The sequence below is a fragment of the Nocardia bovistercoris genome (genome assembly GCF_015674855.1).
Taxonomy (GTDB): Bacteria; Actinomycetota; Actinomycetes; order Mycobacteriales; family Mycobacteriaceae; genus Nocardia; species Nocardia bovistercoris.
In genome coordinates this window covers 334,237-348,817 of record NZ_JADMLG010000003.1, presented here as the reverse complement: position 1 = coordinate 348,817, position 14,581 = coordinate 334,237, and the positions used below count along the sequence as shown (strand labels likewise).

Below are 14,581 nucleotides of genomic sequence, written 5' to 3'. Positions count from 1 at the left end.
TGGTTGTCCTCCGGTGCTGTTCGGGAATCGCGGCTCGCTAGCGGGAATTGCGGCAGACCAGCGCGTAGTGCTTGGTGGTGTAGCCCCAGCCCGCGTTGGCGATCTCCAGGTAGTGCCGCAGCTGGGCGGCCATCCCGGCGCCGTGCGCGTCGATCGCGGCGGCATTGGCTTCCACGTTCGCGATCCAGTCCTCGATGGTGCGGTGGTAGTCGGCGGTGAGGTCGTCGAGGGAGACGAGCGAGAAGCCCGCGCCCTCGGCGGCGGTGACCAGATCCGACAGCGGGCGCAGATCGCCCCAGCCGAAGATGTCGTCGCGCACGAAATCGGTGCCCGCGCGGTCGGCGAAGCGTTCGTGGGTCGCGGCGTTGCGGAAGCAGCTCTCCGAGACGTAGAGCGTGCCGCCGCGGCGCAGTACGGCGCGCGCCCGCCGGAACACCTCGTCGAGATCGGGCATGTGGATGATCGACCCGAGCATGGTGACCGCGTCGAATCCGCGCGCGGGCAACTCCATTCGCTCGAAATGCCCGACCTCGGTGCGGACCAGCTCGGCCACGCCGCGCGCCCGCGCCTGCTCGGCGATGTACTCGTGCTGCCGCGGTGCCGGGCTGACTCCCAGTGTGTGGCAACCCAGTTCGCTCGCCATATAGAGGATCAGCGAACCCCATCCGCAGCCGATGTCGAGCAGCCGCTCGCCGCCGGTGAGGCCGAGGCGGTCGGCGACGAAACGCAGCTTGTTGCGCTGGGCCTGCTCGAGGGTGTCGGCCTCGGACTTGTACAGCGCCGAGCTGTATTTGCGCAGCGGATCGAGGAACTGGCCGAAGATCTCGGGATCGAGGTCGTAGTGCTGGTTGGTGTCGGCGACCGCGGTCGCCGCACCGCCCGCGCCGGTCACGCCGCGGCCCGCAGTGCCTGGTCGACCACGGCGACGACATCGTCGAGGCTGGCCATGTCGAACACCTGCTCGTCCTCGAGTTCGATGTCGTAGGCGCGCTCGATCTTGGCGACCATGCGCAGCACCCGCACCGAGTCGACGCCCGCGAGGCCGCGCAGGTCGACGTCGGGGCGCAGTTCGGTCTCGGCGATTCCGGTTTCGGCGACGGCGATGGCGGTGATGGTCCGCAGGATCTCGTCGCGGGAGGTGGCGGTCATGAGGTGACTCCGTTCGGGGTGGGTTCGGGATCGAGCAGGGCACGGGAGAGCAGGGCGACCTCGTCGTCGTCGAGCGTGATCTGGTGGCGCACGTCGCGGAAGTCGAAGGGCTGGTAGGTGGCCGAGGATCCCGCGCACAAAGCGCCGTCGGCGTCGGAGATTTCGGCGCTCGCCTGGATCAGCGCGCCCGAGTCGTTGGCGGAAAGCTCTGCGACGCACACGTATTCGTGGTCGACGAGCAGCGGTGTGACGAACCGGGTGCGCTGGGAGACGGTGAAAGCGGGGCGGCGGCGGGCGATGACGATCAGGTTGCCCATCACCTCGTCGCAGATCACGCCGGTCAGTCCGCCGTGCACCACCCCCGGATACGATTCGAAGCCGCGGCCGAGTCGGAAGCGGGCCTGCAGGCCGCGCGGGTGGGCGGTGAAACGCAACCGCAGCCCGCCCGGATTGTGCGGTGAGCAACCGAAGCAGCGGTAGTCGGGGATGACCGACCATGGCACGGCGATCGTTTCGGTCTCCATCTCAGACCAGGACGTCGGCGAGCGCGCGGCGGACCCTGGCGTTGCTGGACAGGTCGAGCCCGGTCATGTTCCCGAAGGTCTTGCGCACCTTGTCGTGCAGCACTTCGAGTTCGCCGTCGGCGGCCACCTTCTCCAGGAACAGGTCGAATCCGGTGTCGATGGTCTCGTGGTCGCCGAGTTCGGCGATACCGGCCTTGAAGGTGCTCACCGGATGCTTGATCTTGGCTTCGGAGCTGTAGACGTAGAGCGTCTCGAGTACCGAGGGCAATTCCTCGGGGCGCTGCTTCAGCCGCTCGCCCGCGTAGTGGATGAATTCCCGCGCGTGCCCGGCCTCGTCGCGACTCGCGTTGAGCAGCAACGTCTTCAGCACCGGCTCCTGAACCCAGGCCGACACCGCGCGGTAGATGTGGTTGACGGTGAGCTCGGAGATGATGTTGGTGGCCAGCGTCGCCGACGGCGTCGTGCCCGGCGCGTAGGGCTCGCGCATGGAGTCGACGGCCTTCTCGTCCACCGCCTCGCCCACCGCGCCGAGCCAGGCGCGAAACGCGTAGTGGTGCTGCACTTCCTGGTATCCCCATACCACCGCGAAGGTGGAGAAGTCGTAGTCGTCGACGAATTCGTTCATGAATCCGTGCACGGCGGCGATCACATTGGATTCGCCCATGGTCGCGCTCTTGGCCAGGGTCACGTACTCGGGCTGGACCAGACTGCGGTCGATCGAGTCGAGATCGAGGTCCTCCAGGCTCCAGTGCAGCCGCTCGTAGTGGCGGAACACGTCGTAACTGTGCATCGTGGCTCCCAATCTGGTGCTGCGAATGTCGGGGTGCTGCGAATGTCGTGGTGCGGCGAGCCGCCGTGGTGCGGCGCTATCGGGGGGTGGCGAGCGGGGTGCGGTCGGTGAGCAGGTCGCGGGCGGCAAGGCGCTGGAGCTTGCCGCTGCTGGTGCGCGGGATGCTGCGCGGGGCCACGATGTGCACGTCGACGGCCGCGAGTCCGAGGTCGGCGGCGACCCGGTCGCGGATGCGGCGGGCCAGGTGTCGCGCGTCGGCCCCGGTCCGCTCGGATTCGGCGATCACCGCGATCACGTCGGCGCCGCCGGGATCGGCGGCGGCGGTGCAGCGGCCCTTGTAGATGCCGTCCACGTCGCGGACCGCGGCCTCGACGTCCTGGGCGTAGTAGTTGGCGCCGCGCACGGTGATCATGTCCTTGCGGCGTCCGGTGACGTACAGTTCGCCCGCGCGCAGATAGCCGAGGTCGCCGGTGTTGAGCCAGCCGTCCGCGGTGATCAGGCCGTCGACGGCGGCGGGGTCGGCGGTGAGGTAACCGCCGGTCACCGATGCGCCGCGGATCTGGATCTCCCCGACCGCGCCGTCGGGCAGTTCGGCGCCGGATTCCGGCCCGACCACGCGCAGCGTGAGCCCGGTGACCGCGGCGCCGACGCAGGCCACCGGACGCGCCGACGGATCTTGCGAAGCAACGATTTTCGCTTCGCTGTCATCGGAGAGCGCGGCCCGGTCGACCCATTCGAAGACCGGTTCGCGACCCAGCGGCGGGAAGGCGACCGCGAGGGTCGCCTCGGCCATGCCGTAGACGCCGAACATCGTGGCGGGCGCGAATCCGGCGGGGGCGAAGCGCTCCAGGAACGCGGCGACCACCTCGTGGGAGATCGGTTCGGCGCCGTTGAACGCGATACGCCAGCGACGCAGGTCGTAGTCGGTGACCGAGTCGGGCTCGACGGCGGCGAGCAGCGACTCGTAGCCGAAGTTCGGCATGGCGGTGATGGTGGAGCCGCTGGCCGCGAACTCCGAGAGCCAGCGCGCCGGATCCTTCACGAACGCGACCGGTGACCAGACGTGGGCGGGGATGCCGCGCAGGATCGCCGACAGCGTGCCGAACAGGCCCATGTCGTGGAACAGGGGCAGCCAGAACCCGCCCTGGTCGGCGAGGCCGAGGTCGATGCCGGTGCGGATGGCGGACAGTCCGTGCAGCACGTTGCGATGGGTCAGGCGAACGCCTTTGGGCGTCGCGGTGCTGCCCGAGGTGAACTGCACGATGGCCGCGTCGTCGGCGCCGAGTTCGGGCAGCGCTTCGCCGGTGGCCTCGACCTCGGTGGAAAAGGTTCCGGTGTCCAGCATTTCGGCGTCGACGGTGTCGATGAGCAGGGCGGTCAGGTCGGCGTAGCGGTGCGAGACGAGCACGGTCCGCATGGCGGCGGCCTCGGTGATGGCGGCCAGTTTCGCCGGGTACGAGCCCGCTTGTCTGGCGCCCGCGGGCAGTGGCAGCGGGGTCGCCGCGCCACCGGCGGCGCTGATCGCGAAGAGGCTGACGAGGAATTCCGGTGCGTTGGGGCAGAGGATGCCGATCGGCTCGCCGCGGCGGACGCCGCGCCGGACCAGCTCCGAGGCCATCGCGCGGGCCGCCCGGTCGAGTTCGCGATAGCTCAGCGACTCCGACACCGACCAGAACCGCGCGTGCACAAGGGGATGGTCCGCGGCGACCCGTGCCAGCAGGCCGTGCAGTGTTTCGGCCGAATCCGCAGAATTCATGATTTCCACGACAACAGTGAATTGTGACGGTCTTTTGAACGGATCGTGAATTGACCGGTGCGATATATATCCGCGATCACGCCATTGTTCCGGGTGATCGAAGTCATCGGCTATGGCGCGATCGAAGAGGTTTATTGTCACGGCACCTCCGCTGGTAGATGGCACGATTGGGGCTCGGGGCGGGTGAATTCCGTCCATTCTCTGTTCGAGGAGTTGCCGTGATTTCCGACCATTCCGTGGCCGCGGCGCCGTCGCCCGTGCAAATCGCGGTTCTGGAGAGCGTCGCGCCGCATATGCGGCACAACCCGTACGGCAGCTACGAGACGCTGCGCGTCGCAGGTCCCTTCGTGCCCGGCCCGCACGACACGCACCTGGTGACCCGGCACAGCGAGGCGCAGGCGATCATGCAGGATCCCCGGTGGAGTCACGCCGAGGAACCGGATCTGCTGCACGGTGACAGCGATGTCGAACTACCGGGGTCGTTCCTGTGGATGGAGCCGCCGGAGCACACCCGTCTGCGCGGGCTGGTGAGCAAGGCGTTCACCGCGCGCACCGTGTCGGGCATGCGCGACTACGCCGAACGCCTCGTGGGGGAGTTGCTCGACAAGGCGCTCGCCCAGGGCGAGGTCGACCTGCTCGACGCGCTGGCGTATCCGTTGCCGCTCAGCATGATCTGCGATCTGCTCGGTGTGCCCGCCGAGGCGCACGAACACGTCAGGAGCATGTCCACCGGCATCGCCCGCGGACTCGACCCCGACGTGCTGCTGTCGCCGGAGGAGCTGGCGGCACGCACCACCGCCGTCAACGACTTCCTCGAGTTCTTCGGCGATCTGGTCGACCAGCGCCGCAAGGCGCCGCGCCCCGACCTGATCACCGCGCTGGTGCAGGCCGAGGACGCGGGCGCGCGCCTGACCCGCACCGAACTGCTCGGCACCCTGCTGATCCTGGTGGTGGCCGGGCACGAGACCACGGTCAACCTGATCGGCAACGGCGTACTCGCCCTGATCCGCAATCCCGAGGAGTTCGCGCGGCTCGGCGCCTTCCCCGAACTGAGCGAACCCGCCGTGGACGAGGTGCTGCGCTACGACGCGCCCGTACATCTGACCACCCGCACCGCCCACGCGGACATCACCGTCTCAGGGCGGACCTTCGCCGAGGGCGAGGCGGTCATCGTGCTGCTCGCCTCGGCCAATCGCGATCCGCTCGCCTTCCCCGACGCGGACCGCTTCGACATCGCCCGCTACGCGCGCGGCAGCCGCGCCGAACGCCACCTGTCGTTCGGGCTCGGCCTGCACTACTGCCTCGGCGCTCCGCTGGCGCGGTTGGAGATGTCGGCCGCGCTGCGCGCCATCGCGGGCCGCGTGCGGTCGATGACCCTGCTCGAGGAACCGCCGTACCGGCCGAACGTGGTCGTGCGCGGCATGTCGCAACTTCGTGTCCGATTGGAGCCCCGATGAGCACAGCAGTACCGACCGGCGTGAGTTTCGACGCCTTCGACCCGGCCTACCGCGCCGATCCGTATCCGGCCTACCGCAGGGTGCGCGACGCGGCGGCGCTGTTCCCCTACGAATTCGGCGACGTGCCGGTCACTCTGGTGACCCGCTACGAGGAATGCGCGCAGGTGCTCACCGGTTCGGACTGGGGCCACGGCTATGCGGCGGGCATCAGCCCGTTCCGCGACACCACCGCCGCCATTCCCGGTTCGTTCGTGCGCATGGACCCGCCCGAGCACGGCCGCTACCGCAAGTACGTGGCGAAGGCGTTCACGCCGAAGGTGATGAGCTCGCTGGCGCCGACCGCGCAAGCGGTGGTGCGCGACCTGGTCGACCACGCCCTCGAACGCGGCGAACTCGACATCCTGAACGATCTGGCGGTTCCGCTTGCGGTGGCGATGGTTCCGGTGCGGCTGCTCGGCGCCGATCCCGCCGACGGCGCGCACTTCCGGCGCTGGCAGTTGGCCATCGCGCGCGGCAGCGACCCGGACTGGCTGCTCGACGAGGCGGCCACCACCGCGCGCACCGGCGCGGCCATGGAATGCATGGGCTACTTCGCGCGGCTGATCGGGATCAAGAAGGAGAACCCGACGCAGGACCTGCTCGGTGATCTGCTTGCCGCGGCGCGCGAGCCGGGCGGGCTCACCGAACCCGAGGTCATCGGAATCACGCTGCTGACCCTGGTCGCGGGCATGGAGACCTCGATCAACCTGATCGGCAACGGCATGCTCGCGCTGTTGCGCAATCCGGATCAGCTCGCCCTGCTGCGTGAGAACCCGGACCTGATCGCGCCCGCGCTGGACGAGATGCTGCGCTACGACGCGCCGACGCAGTTCACCATCCGCGTCGCGCTGGCCGACACGGTGGTGGGTGAGCGCGAATTTCGCCGGGGCGACGGCGTCGTGGTGCTGACCGCCTCGGGTAGCCGCGACGACCGGGTCTTCACCGACGCCGACTCCTTCGATGTCACCCGCTACGCCGGAAACCGTCCCGCGCGTAAACATCTCGGCTTCAGCCTCGGCGTCCACTACTGCGTCGGCGCGCCGCTGGCCAGGATCGAGGCCGACTCGGCGATCCGCGCCCTGCTCGCCCGCACCTCCGAGCTGCGCTTGGCGCACGAGGACATCGAATACCAGCCGAGCCTCATCCATCGCGGCATCACCGCACTTCCGGTGGCACTGCGCTCATGAGCGCGGGCGAGACCGCGGCTACGGGCGGCGGCGAGGGTGCTGCGGTCGGGAGCGCTGGTAGTGCTGCGGCTGCGAGCGCTGGTGGCGCGGAGGTTACGAGTGCCGGTGGCGCAGCGGCGATGAGTGCCCGCGACGTGGCGGCCACGGGTGCCGGTCGCGCTGTGGTCACGAGTGTCGTGGCGGTGCGTTCATGAGCGCGGGCGGGACCGGGCACGCGATTGTGCTCGGCGCGGGCATCGCCGGAATGCTCAGCGCCCGTGTGCTTTCCGAGTACTTCGAGCGGGTGACGGTGATCGAGCGCGACACCTTCGACGCGGACGGACCGCGCCGGGGCGTGCCGCAGGCCAGGCATCTGCACGGCCTGCTCGATCGCGGCCGCACCATCATCGAGGAACTGCACCCCGGATTCACCGAGGAGGCGGCGGCACTCGGCGCGCCCACCGCCGAGGCGCTGATCGGGACCCGCTGGTATCTGAGCGGTCTGCGGGTCACACCCACCGAGACCGGACTCACCTCGCTGATGGCGACCCGCCCGCTGCTGGAATCGGTGCTGCGCCGTCGCACCCTGGCCGCCCCCGGTGTGGAACTGCGCACGGCCGCCGCGGCGCGCGCGCTGATCGGTGACGCGCGGCGGATCACTGGTGTGGTGATCGCCCGCGAGGAAGTCGAACAGGCCGTCGCGGCGGATCTGGTGGTGGACGCCACCGGCAAGGCGTCGCGGTCGCCGGATTGGCTGCGCGCGCTGGGCGCGGCGACACCCCGCGAGGAACGCGTCGACGTCGATCTCGGCTATGCGTCGCGGTTCTACCGGCGCACGCCGGAGGATCTGGACGGACAGTCCTCGGTGATCATCTCCACCGGCCCGAACGGTCGTGGCGGCGGCGCGATCCGGGTGGAGGACGACCGATGGCATGTCACGCTGGCGGGGATGCTCGGCGACCATCCTCCCGTCGACCCGGCGGGTTTCGCAGACTTCGCCGCCACGATCGCCGCACCTGACATCCACCGGATCGTCACCTCGGCCGAACCTCTGGACGACGGTGTGCCGCACCGGTTCCGGCACGCCGTGCGCCGCCGTTTCGAGCGTTCGCACGCGCCGGAGGGTTTCCTCGCCGTCGGTGACGCGGTGTGCAGTTTCAACCCGCTCTACGCGCAGGGCATGGCGGTGGCGGCGCAGCAGGTGCGCGTGCTGCGCGACTGCCTGGCCGTCGGAACGGTCGATCTGCCCGCGCGGTTCTACGCCGCGGCCGCGCGCGTGGTCGATGTCGCGTGGCAGATGTCGACCGGGTCGGATCTGCGCTATCCCGGCGTGGTCGGCCACCGCACGGCCCGCGTCAGGCTGACCAATGCCTATGTCGGCGCGGCCCATCGCGCCGCGCACACCGATCCGCGCATCGCCAGGACCTTCCTGCGCGTCGCCAACCTCGTCGAACCGCCCGCCGCGCTGCTGCGCCCGGCGATCGCGAGCCGAATCCTGCTGCCCGGCAGACGAAACCGATGACCCCGCAAGTCGAACAGGAGGCAACACCAGGTATGACCGCCGAAACACCGGTCGTCGCGGACTCCGGTACCGCGATCCAGGACGCCATCGCGAAATTGTTCGGTCCGGACGGCCGGGCCGACCCCTACACCCCGGCGCGCGTGCTGCGCGAAGCGGGCCGCGTACACGAGACCCCGCTCGGCCACAAGGTGCTGACCCGCTACGAGGACTGCTCGGCGGTGCTGTCGACCACCGCGTGGAGCCACGCCGAGGAGGCCGGGATGATGCATCCCACCGTCTCCCCGGAGGACGCGCCCGAGGAACTGCCGACCTCGTTCCTGTGGATGGAGCCGCCGGACCACACCCGGCTGCGCAACCTCGTCACCAAGGGGTTCACCCCGCGCATGGTGACCAGGCTGCGTCCGCGCATCGAACAGCTCACCGAACAACTGGTCGACAACGCGCTAGAGGCCGGGGAATTCGACCTCGTCGAGATGATCGCCTACCCGCTGCCGCTCATCATCGCCTGCGAGCTGATCGGCGTGCCGGAGGAGGCATACGGCCAGGTGCACCAGTGGTCGCAGGATCTGGCGCGCGGCTTCGACCACGACTACACCCTGCCCGAGGAGTCGCTGCGGGCACGCAGCACGGCCTCGCGCGGTTTCATGGCCTACTTCCGCGAATTGCTGAACGAGCGTCGGGTGCGGCCGGCCGACGACCTGCTCAGCGCGCTGTCGCAGGTCGAGGACCGCGGCGACGTGCTCACCGAACAGGAACTACTTGCCACCTGCATCACCACCTTCGTCGCTGGCCACGAGACCACCGCGAATCTGATCGGCACCGGAATGCTGCGGCTGCTGCGCAATCCGGATCAGATCGAGGCCATGCGCGCGCGTCCCGGCCTGACCGAATACGCCCCCGACGAACTGCTGCGGCTTGAGCCGTCGGTGCAGATCACCACGCGCGCCGCGACCCGGCCGATCACCGTGGCAGGCCACGATTTCGAACCGGGCGAGGGCGTGGTGATCCTGATCAACTCGGCCAACCGCGACGACGCGGCGTTCACCGATCCCGACCGCACCGACGTCTCCCGCTACGCCGACCGCATGAAGCCGCCCAACAAGCATCTCGGCTTCAGCCTCGGCATCCACTACTGCCTCGGCGCACCGCTGGCATTGCTCGAGATGGAAGTATTGCTCGACGTGCTGCTGCGCAAGGTGCGCACCCTCGAACTGCGCTCCGAGGAGCCGCCGTTCAAGCCCAATGTCGTCATTCGCGGCCTGGAAGCGCTGCCTGCCGCGTTCAAGGCCTGATGCGCACGCCTTGCGGGGCGGTCGAACCGAGTCCGTACCACAGTGCACCTACCCGTCGGTCGCGGTTCACCGAGCCGCAACGCAGTGGGCAGGTGTTGTGCGGGCTCGGTTCATGCTCGGTTACTTGGCGAAGCTAGCGTGGCGGGTACCCGGAAGGAGTCGGCATGGAGTTCCGACATCTGGTCTCGTTCATAGCGATCGCCGAAGAGCTGCACTTCGGCCGCGCAGCGCAGCGCTTGCATCTTACGCAGCCCAGCCTCAGCACACAGTTGCAGAAGTTGGAGAAATCGCTCGGGGTACAGCTGGTTTCACGCAATTCGCATGAGGTCAAGCTCACTCCGGCGGGGTACGAGTTCGAGAGTCAAGCGCGTCTGATCGTGGCCCAGATGGATCGTGCCGCGAAGTTGGCCAAGGCGACCGCCGCGGGCCGGGCGGGCGCGCTGAACATCGGGTACAACCTTCCGGCCAGCAGACATGTGCTGCCAGACGCGCTGGAACGGATGACTCGCAGGCACCCCGACATCGTGGTGTCGCTGTGGGAGAAGCGCACCGGGCCGCAGCTGGCCGGACTGTCCGACGGCTCACTGGACATCGCGCTGGTCTACGGGCATCCCGGCACCACCGAATACCGCTATCGCCGTCTGCTGCACCGGGTTCCGTTGGTCGCGGTGGTCGGGCGCAGACACCGCTGGGCGGACCGGCCCGGCGTGCCGTTCTCGGAACTGGACGCCCAGGAGTGCGTGCTGTTCGCACGCGAGCAGTGTCCGGCCATGTACGACACGATCTTCCAGGCCGCGGCCGACAAGCGCATCTCGCTGCAGGTGGTGCAGACCGCCGACGATCCGGGGGCGACCGCGCACATGGTGTCGGTGCGGCCGCTGGTCGGATTCGCCTCGCTGCCGCGCGCGGTGTCGATGGGCATGGGCGCCCCCGACAGCAGCACGGTCGCGGTGAAACTGTTCGACCCGGTGCCGACGCTGGATCTCTACGCGGTGTGGACCGCGGTGGAGACGAATCCGGCGGTGTCATTGTTTCTGGCGTGCATAGAATCGGCCGAACCCCCTCGGCTCAATATTGCGCGAGTGGCAAGCGCGTGACCACTTCGATAGAAATCGCCATTCGCGTGGTTGCCAAGGAACCATAGCCGGGCCGTTATCCGCGGTCGCCGAGAACAATTGGTAATCGTGAAAACTGTCTCGACCACCGATAACGGTGCGAATTTGGCGGACGACACCGGTTTGTACTCGGTGATATCCGAGGCGGCCGCGCGGCATCCGGAACGGAATTCCCTCTGCGCCGCGGGAAACGAAGTTTCCCCGCTCACCTGTGCCGAGGTCGACGCGTCCGTGCGGGCGCTGGCCTCGGCGCTGCTGTCTCGCGGCGTAGCGGCGGGCGACCGGGTTGCGGTACTCGGGCGGACCACGCTGGAGTGGGCACTGCTCGACTGCGCGGTGCTCGCCGTCGGCGCCGTGCTCGTACCGATCTACCCGACCTCGTCGGCGGTGCAGATCAAGCACATACTCACCGACAGCGGCAGCGCCCACTTCGCCGCCGAGCTCGCCGACGACGTCGAGCGACTTGAAGCGGCGGGCGCGACGGGGGTCTGGACCTTCGGCGAGATCGCGACCTGGACCGGCACGCCGGAAGCGGCCGATCTCGCGGACCGCATCGACGCGGTCCGCGCCGACGACCTGGCCATGATCGTGTACACCAGCGGCACCACCGGAGTTGCCAAGGGCTGCATGATCACCCACCGCAACATGTACGTGTCCTCGGCCAACACCGTGCGCCAGACCGGTGACACCTTCGACGGGACAACGGTGCTCGCACTGCCGCTGGCGCACGTGTTCGGGCAGACGATCCTGTTCGCCTGCCTGGCCGGCGGCGCGCGCACGCACCTGCTGCCCGGCATCCCCGACCTGGTCCCCGCGCTGCCGCGGCTGCGCCCGACCTTCCTGGCGATGATCCCGTACGGGCTGGAGAAGATCCGCAAGTTCTGCCGCACGGTGATCGACGAATCCGCCGAACGGGAAGCCGTCGCGCGCGGCCTCGACCTGCTCGGCGCCCGCGTCGCGCCGCAACTCACCGACAACCCGGTCGCCGCCGCGCTCGGCGGGCGGCTCGCGCACGTCATCTGCGGCGGCGCGTCGCTCGACGATTCGACGGCGGGCTTCTACGCGGGCTTCGGCGTCGCGATCCTGAACTGCTACGGCCTCACCGAGGCGGCCACCGCGGTCACCGTCAACGCGCCGGCGACCAACCGGCTCGCCACCACCGGCAGGCCCATTCCCGGCACCTCGGTCGCCATCGCCGAGGACGGCGAGGTGCTCGTCGGGGGGCCGCACGTCAGCCCCGGATACTGGGGCGCGGCCGCGGACCAGAAGGTGGTCGACGACGAAGGTTGGCTGCACACCGGCGATCTCGGCGAGATCGACGAGGACGGCTACTTGATCATCACCGGGCGCAAGAAGGAGATCCTGGTGACCTCGGGCGGCAAGAACGTCGCGCCGACCCCGCTCGAGGACCGGATCCGCCTGCATCCGCTGGTCAGCAACTGCATCGTGATCGGCGACGCCCGCCCGTTCGTGACCGCGCTGGTCACCCTCGACCCGCCGCAGGTGCGACGCTGGCGCGAGAGCAATCCCGACGGTGATCTCGCGGCCGCCCTCCAACCCGCCGTCGACGAGGCGAATTCATTGGTATCGCGCGCGGAATCGATTCGGGCATTTCGGATAGTCGACGGCGATTTCACCGTGGACAACGGACTCGTCACCGGATCGCGGAAGTTGCGCAGGGCCGCGATCGCAGGCGCTTATTCGGAAGATATCGATCAGCTCTACGTTGCCCGCGAGTGAATTGCGGGGAAATCCTGCGCTTGATAGCCGAGACCGATCGTCCGATGAATTAGCGCCGCCGCGACTGGTTGATGCCGACCGGCGGCGACAGACTCGACAAGTAATTCGACTACCGAAAGTGATGCCACATGTACGACGTCATTGTTGTCGGAACTCGCGTTGCGGGCGCGCCGCTGGCCATGCTGCTCGCGCGGCGCGGCTACCGGGTGCTCGCCGTCGATCGGGCGAGCTTCCCGAGCGACACGCCGTCCACCCATTTCATCCACCAGGCGGGTCTGAGTCTGCTGAACTCCTGGGGTCTGCTCGACACGGTCGTCGCCACCGGCTGCCCGCCCATCCGCCACCTGAACTTCACCTACGCCGACATCGAGATCCGCGGCATGGCCGACCCGTCGGCCGACGGCATCGACGCGGTGTACTGCCCGCGCCGCACCGTGCTCGACAAGATCCTGGTCGACGCCGCCGGTGACGCGGGCGTCGAGTTGATCGAAGGCTTCGCGGTCAGCGACCTGATCTTCGACGGCGACAAGGTGGTCGGCATCCGCGGGCGCGTCGGTGAGGGCGCGGAGCGCGAGTTCCGGGCGCGGCTCGTGGTCGGCGCCGACGGTTCGAATTCGACGGTCGCCAAACTGGTCGGCGCGCAGGAGTACGACGCCTACCCGGCGGCGGGCTTCGTCTACTACTCCTACTACACCGGCGTCGACTGGGGCATGCAACACCGCACCGGCTTCGGCGACCAGCAGTTCGCGGCCTGGCCGACCAACGACGACCAGTACCTGGTCGCGATCATCCGCGAGCGCAGCCGCTTCCGCGACTTCCGCGACGACCCCGACGCGAAGATGCAGGAGATCATCGACGCCATCGACCCCGAGATCGGCGCCCGCTTCCGCGACACCGCGCAACGCGTCGAGCCGTTCCGGCCGATGCTCTACCCGCACAACTACCGTCGTCGCTCCTACGGCGACGGCTGGGCGCTCGTCGGCGACGCGGGCTACCACAAGGACCCGTTCACCGGCTGGGGCATCACCGACGCGTTCAAGTACGGTCAACTGCTGGCCGACCTCGCCCACCAGGGTCTGTCGGGCGAGCGTCCGATGGCCGAGGCGCTGGCCGAGTACGAGCGTGAGCGCGACGCCCAGAGCCTGAGCACCTACGACCTGACGCGCAGCATCTCCGAACTGACCTTCACCCCGTTCTACGATTCGGTGTTCCGCGCCACCAGCCGCAGCGAGCACTACACCACGAAGTTCTTCGGCCTGATCGCCGGACTGTACCCGCCGGACAAGTTCTTCGGCGAGCAGCAGCTCACCGACCTCTACGAGGAAGTCGACTTCCCGGTCGCCGACCGCCACGTGGTCAACCCCGAGGAACGGCGGCCAAGCGACATCGAGCAGCGCACCGAAACGGTGACCGCGTGACCGCGCCCGGCCTGACGGCCCTCGGCGACAGCTTCGTCGAGGGCCGGGGCGACCCGGCCACCGGCGGCGGCTACCGCGGCTGGGTCGCCCGCCTCGGCGGACAACTCGGCCTGCGCTCGGCCGCGGTGCGCAACTACGGCGTGCACGGCGCAACCACCACGGCGGTGGTGCGTGATCAGCTGCCCGCCGCCGCCTCGGCGCGCGCGCACGTCTACGGCGTCGTCGTCGGCGTCAACGATCTGGTCAGCGACTTCGACCCGGATCGCTTCGCCGAGAACCTGACCACCATCTTCGGCACCCTCACCGATTCCGGCGCAACGGTTTTCACCGCCAGCTATCCGGATATCCCGGCCCGGCTCCCGGTTCCGGACAACTTCCGCGGCCTGCTGCGCGACCGGTTCGACTACGCCAACGAAACCCTGTCCCGCGTCACCGCCGACACCGGGACCGAACTACTCGACATCGCGGCCCGCCCCGACTGGGAGCGCGCCGAGGTCTGGACCGAGGACGGGCTGCACCCGAGCCCGCTCGGACACCGACTATTCGCCGCGGGCGCGGCGGACCTCATCGCCTCGGTGACGGCGACCACGGTCGCCGCCTGACCCCATCTCGC

13 protein-coding genes are annotated in these 14,581 nt (G+C 69.0%); 8 read left to right on the top strand and 5 right to left on the bottom strand.

The window, feature by feature from the left end; all coding sequences use genetic code 11:
• Positions 1 to 37 precede the first annotated feature (37 nt).
• The 5 genes from IT779_RS09600 to IT779_RS09580 all read right to left on the bottom strand — a co-directional run bounded on the left by IT779_RS09600 (position 38) and on the right by IT779_RS09580 (position 4,219).
• Entirely contained in the window at positions 38 to 892 is an 855-nt protein-coding gene (locus tag IT779_RS09600) for an SAM-dependent methyltransferase (protein WP_196148871.1), read from the bottom strand.
• Positions 889 to 1,149 (bottom strand): acyl carrier protein, encoded by a 261-nt coding sequence (locus IT779_RS09595; protein WP_196148870.1) that lies wholly within the window; start codon positions 1,147 to 1,149, stop codon positions 889 to 891. The genes IT779_RS09600 and IT779_RS09595 overlap by 4 nt, the downstream gene beginning before the upstream one ends.
• Positions 1,146 to 1,673, bottom strand: coding sequence for a PaaI family thioesterase (locus tag IT779_RS09590; protein WP_196148869.1), 528 nt, complete (start codon positions 1,671 to 1,673; stop codon positions 1,146 to 1,148). Before IT779_RS09590 ends, IT779_RS09595 begins: the two co-directional genes overlap by 4 nt.
• Position 1,674: 1 nt before the next feature.
• Positions 1,675 to 2,463, bottom strand: a complete 789-nt coding sequence (locus IT779_RS09585) for a ferritin-like domain-containing protein (protein WP_196148868.1) — start codon at positions 2,461 to 2,463, stop codon at positions 1,675 to 1,677.
• 76 nt (positions 2,464 to 2,539) lie between these two features.
• The gene (locus IT779_RS09580) at positions 2,540 to 4,219 is read right to left on the bottom strand and encodes an AMP-binding protein (RefSeq protein WP_196148867.1); all 1,680 of its coding nucleotides are present in this window, start codon (positions 4,217 to 4,219) and stop codon (positions 2,540 to 2,542) included.
• Positions 4,220 to 4,437: 218 nt separating this feature from the next.
• On the opposite strand from IT779_RS09580, the gene IT779_RS09575 reads away from it, so the two are divergent.
• The 8 genes from IT779_RS09575 (at position 4,438) to IT779_RS09540 (ending at position 14,570) form a co-directional block, all read left to right on the top strand.
• Entirely contained in the window at positions 4,438 to 5,676 is a 1,239-nt protein-coding gene (locus IT779_RS09575) for a cytochrome P450 (protein WP_332838731.1), read from the top strand.
• Positions 5,673 to 6,902 (top strand): cytochrome P450, encoded by a 1,230-nt coding sequence (locus IT779_RS09570; RefSeq protein WP_196148865.1) that lies wholly within the window; start codon positions 5,673 to 5,675, stop codon positions 6,900 to 6,902. The genes IT779_RS09575 and IT779_RS09570 overlap by 4 nt, the downstream gene beginning before the upstream one ends.
• 190 nt (positions 6,903 to 7,092) lie before the next feature.
• Positions 7,093 to 8,403, top strand: coding sequence for an NAD(P)/FAD-dependent oxidoreductase (locus IT779_RS09565; RefSeq protein ID WP_196148864.1), 1,311 nt, complete (start codon positions 7,093 to 7,095; stop codon positions 8,401 to 8,403).
• Between the two features lie 32 nt (positions 8,404 to 8,435).
• A complete protein-coding gene (locus IT779_RS09560; RefSeq protein ID WP_196148863.1) occupies positions 8,436 to 9,695 on the top strand; it encodes a cytochrome P450 in 1,260 nt (419 codons plus the stop codon).
• A 164-nt stretch (positions 9,696 to 9,859) separates the two neighbouring features.
• Complete coding sequence (locus IT779_RS09555; RefSeq protein ID WP_196148862.1) at positions 9,860 to 10,792, top strand: LysR family transcriptional regulator; 933 nt, start codon at positions 9,860 to 9,862, stop codon at positions 10,790 to 10,792.
• 123 nt (positions 10,793 to 10,915) lie between these two features.
• Complete coding sequence (locus tag IT779_RS09550) at positions 10,916 to 12,550, top strand: AMP-dependent synthetase/ligase (protein WP_232541582.1); 1,635 nt, start codon at positions 10,916 to 10,918, stop codon at positions 12,548 to 12,550.
• Positions 12,551 to 12,678: 128 nt separating this feature from the next.
• Positions 12,679 to 13,968, top strand: coding sequence for an NAD(P)/FAD-dependent oxidoreductase (locus IT779_RS09545; protein ID WP_196148861.1), 1,290 nt, complete (start codon positions 12,679 to 12,681; stop codon positions 13,966 to 13,968).
• The gene (locus IT779_RS09540; RefSeq protein WP_196148860.1) at positions 13,965 to 14,570 is read left to right on the top strand and encodes an SGNH/GDSL hydrolase family protein; all 606 of its coding nucleotides are present in this window, start codon (positions 13,965 to 13,967) and stop codon (positions 14,568 to 14,570) included. Before IT779_RS09545 ends, IT779_RS09540 begins: the two co-directional genes overlap by 4 nt.
• Positions 14,571 to 14,581 lie beyond the last annotated feature (11 nt).

Bases quoted from the DNA above. Each gene is read 5' to 3' on its own strand.
- IT779_RS09595 (WP_196148870.1), bottom strand. From the start codon at position 1,149: ATGACCGCCACCTCCCGCGACGAGATCCTGCGGACCATCACCGCCATC.
- IT779_RS09590 (WP_196148869.1), bottom strand. From the start codon at position 1,673: ATGGAGACCGAAACGATCGCCGTGCCATGGTCGGTCATCCCCGACTAC.
- IT779_RS09585 (WP_196148868.1), bottom strand. From the start codon at position 2,463: ATGCACAGTTACGACGTGTTCCGCCACTACGAGCGGCTGCACTGGAGC.
- IT779_RS09580 (WP_196148867.1), bottom strand. From the start codon at position 4,219: ATGAATTCTGCGGATTCGGCCGAAACACTGCACGGCCTGCTGGCACGG.
- IT779_RS09570 (WP_196148865.1), top strand. From the start codon at position 5,673: ATGAGCACAGCAGTACCGACCGGCGTGAGTTTCGACGCCTTCGACCCG.
- IT779_RS09565 (WP_196148864.1), top strand. From the start codon at position 7,093: ATGAGCGCGGGCGGGACCGGGCACGCGATTGTGCTCGGCGCGGGCATC.
- IT779_RS09560 (WP_196148863.1), top strand. From the start codon at position 8,436: ATGACCGCCGAAACACCGGTCGTCGCGGACTCCGGTACCGCGATCCAG.
- IT779_RS09555 (WP_196148862.1), top strand. From the start codon at position 9,860: ATGGAGTTCCGACATCTGGTCTCGTTCATAGCGATCGCCGAAGAGCTG.
- IT779_RS09545 (WP_196148861.1), top strand. From the start codon at position 12,679: ATGTACGACGTCATTGTTGTCGGAACTCGCGTTGCGGGCGCGCCGCTG.